This is a genomic window from Alcanivorax sp. HI0044, from assembly GCF_001634945.1.
In genome coordinates, this window is the sequence record NZ_LWEZ01001392.1 from 1 (window position 1) to 2,868 (window position 2,868).

A 2,868-nucleotide genomic window follows, 5' to 3' on the forward strand; every position below is an offset into this window, starting at 1 on the left:
GGAGGTTTCCGGGCAGAACTGCGCCAATACAGGCTCCAGCGGGTTGCCGTCGGCACCCGGCAGGCCACCGCCACCCGGAGCAAAGCCACCGGCAGCTTCTTCGAAGCAAGCTGCGGGATCAATCGGGCTGTTAGCAGCCGCTTCCGGGCACAGTTGCTCGGTCAGCGGGTTGGAACCCAGCAGCAGGTCCTGCACGTCGCCGAAGTTACCGCCAGCTTCAGTCAGACAGTCGATGGGTGTGGTCGGACCCAGGTCAGCCTCGGAGGTTTCCGGGCAGAACTGCGCCAACACAGGCTCTAGCGGATTGCCGTCGGCACCCGGCAGACCACCACCACCCGGAGCAAAGCCACCGGCCGCTTCTTCGAAGCAGGCCGCCGGATCAATCGGGCTGTTCGCTGCCGCTTCCGGGCACAGTTGCTCGGTCAGCGGGTTGGAGCCCAGCAGCAGGTCTTGCACGTCACCGAAGTTACCACCGGCTTCGGTCAGACAGTCGATCGGCGTGGTCGGACCCAGATCCGCTTCGGAGGTTTCCGGGCAGAATTGCGCCAGTACCGGCTCCAGCGGGTTGCCATCGGCACCCGGCAGGCCACCGCCACCCGGGGCAAAGCCACCGGCTGCTTCAGAGAAACAGGCTGCGGGATCAATCGGGCTGTTGGCAGCCGCTTCCGGGCACAGTTGTTCTGTCAGCGGGTTGGAACCCAGCAGCAGGTCCTGCACGTCCTGGAAGTTACCACCAGCTTCAGCCAGGCAGTCGATCGGGGTGGATGGGCCAAGGTCCGCCATGGCGGTTTCCGGGCAGAACTGTTCAAGGGCCGGAGCGAATGGGTTGCTACCGCCGTCGCCGCCATCACCACCACCTGGAATGCCACCGCCCATCAGGGCTTCAGCAAAACACTGGGGAGGATCAATTCGGCCATCCGCATTATCTTCAGGACAAATCTGCTCGGTCAGCGGATTACTCGCGGTGAGCATATCGTAGATGTCTATATAGGCACGGCTGGCTTCGTTGAGACAGTTGACAGGGGTTTCCGGGCCCAGCTCCTGTTCGCCGGTTTCCGGGCAAAGCTGGGCAAGCAGCTGGTCAGAACCGGGCAGGCCGCCATCGCCGCCGGGCAAATCGCCACCGCCACCAACGGCTTCCGTAAAGCATGCAGCGGGATCAATCGGGCTATTCGCCGCCGCTTCCGGGCACAGTTGCTCGGTCAGCGGGTTGGAGCCACCGATCATGTCACCGATGTTCTGGAAATTCCCGGCCGCTTCCTGCAGACAGGCTGCCGGGAAGGTGGCAGAACCGTCAAAAGACGTGTCGGTATCGTAAAGGAAATCCTGGTCCAGCATTTCACCGTTGAAAGTCAGCGTGGCATCAAATACCTGCGCCGCTTCCGGGCAGAACTGCTGTACTACCGGATTCAGCGACAGCTCATAGCCGGTATCTTCCTCGGCAGCGTCTTCGCTTTCATCCAGACAGGTTGCGGGATCAATGGAACCGCCCTCCCCTGCATCGCCGGACGCACCGGGACACAAAGCATCGGTCAGTTCGTTCTGATCGTCGATGATTTCTGCGATTTCCGGAGGCAGGGCACGGGCCGCCGGGCCTGAGTCGGCAGGCGCTGAGCTGCTGCCTCCACCGCCACAGGCCGTCAGCAGTGCCGCAAGGGCGCTGCTGCCTACCAGAAGTTTGAATTGATTAGCCAAGATGAACCCCTCCATCGTACTTTGTCGTTATGGCCCCCAGAACAGGAGCTGGTATCAACGACTATGAAAGGGATGTGCAATCTGCTGTAGAGCAAGGAGGTTGGTAGACTGTTAACAAGCGTAGCCAGCGTTACCGATTAGTGTCTGAACAAGGCTCAAGACAACTTTTCGATTACAGTTTCAGCAATCCTTCCGCTGCTAATCACGCCCACTAGCAATATGAGCACGGGCCCGAACGTGCGCGGCATCGTCGCAGTGATTCAACCGGGCATTCACAAAGGCACCTATTTCGCGCAGCGCCATGCCGGCTTCCGGCAACCAGGCCGCCAGGGCATGGAAAACATGGGGCATCTGCTCCCACACTTGCAGGGTGTGCTCCACCCCTGCCCGCTCGGCTTGTTCAGCGACCCGCACCGCATCGCTGTAAAGCAGCTCGGTACTGCCCACCTGAATCAGCAATGGCGGCAACCCGGTGTAATCGGCAAACACAGGAGAGAGTAACGGTGCTGCCGGGTCCTGGCCCCGGCTGTAGGACTTGGCGACAAAGTGCAGTGCACCCAACGGGATCAAGGGGTCCTGTTTCGCGTTGGTGTGAATACTGTCACCACTACAGGTCAGGTCGCCCCAGGGACTGATCAGCACGGCCGCCGCCGGCAATGGCAGATTCAGCTCGCGCAAGCGCAACAAGGTCACCAGGGAAAGGTTGCCGCCGGCGGAATCGCCTGCCAGCACAATGTGCTCCGGGCGGTACCCGGTATCCAGCAATGCCTTGTAGGCACGCACCGCATCTTCAAGTGGCGCCGGGTACGCCCAGTCGGGTGGCTGACGATAATCCAGCGCCAGCACCTTGGCCCGGCATTCACGGCTTAAACGCCAGGTGACGGCCCGGTGGGAACGCGGCGAGCCGAAAAAATAGGCTCCGCCATGAAAGTACAGCACCACCCGATTACTGCGTACATTGCGCCCAGCTATTAACCACTCTCCAGGCACTCCGCCCATGTGGGCCCGGGCGATATGTACTGATGACGGGACCGGTAACGCCAGGGTCACCGTATCAAAACCCAGTTGCGAGAATTTCATGAAACGGCGAGTAAAACGGATACGGCTAATCACCGGTTTCACCGCCCCCTTGATCGCCCGGTTGATCATTTTTCCCTGCCAGCTCAACGCCGG

General features: G+C 60.9%; 1 protein-coding gene and 1 pseudogene. Both read right to left on the reverse strand.

The features are described 5' to 3' along the window. Nucleotides 1-1,695, reverse strand: a pseudogene (locus A3730_RS20555) (hypothetical protein); the annotation flags it as partial. A gap of 198 nt (nt 1,696-1,893) precedes the next feature. After that, nucleotides 1,894-2,868: alpha/beta hydrolase (locus tag A3730_RS20560; RefSeq protein ID WP_063538805.1), on the reverse strand; the 975-nt coding region annotated here is incomplete at its 5' end.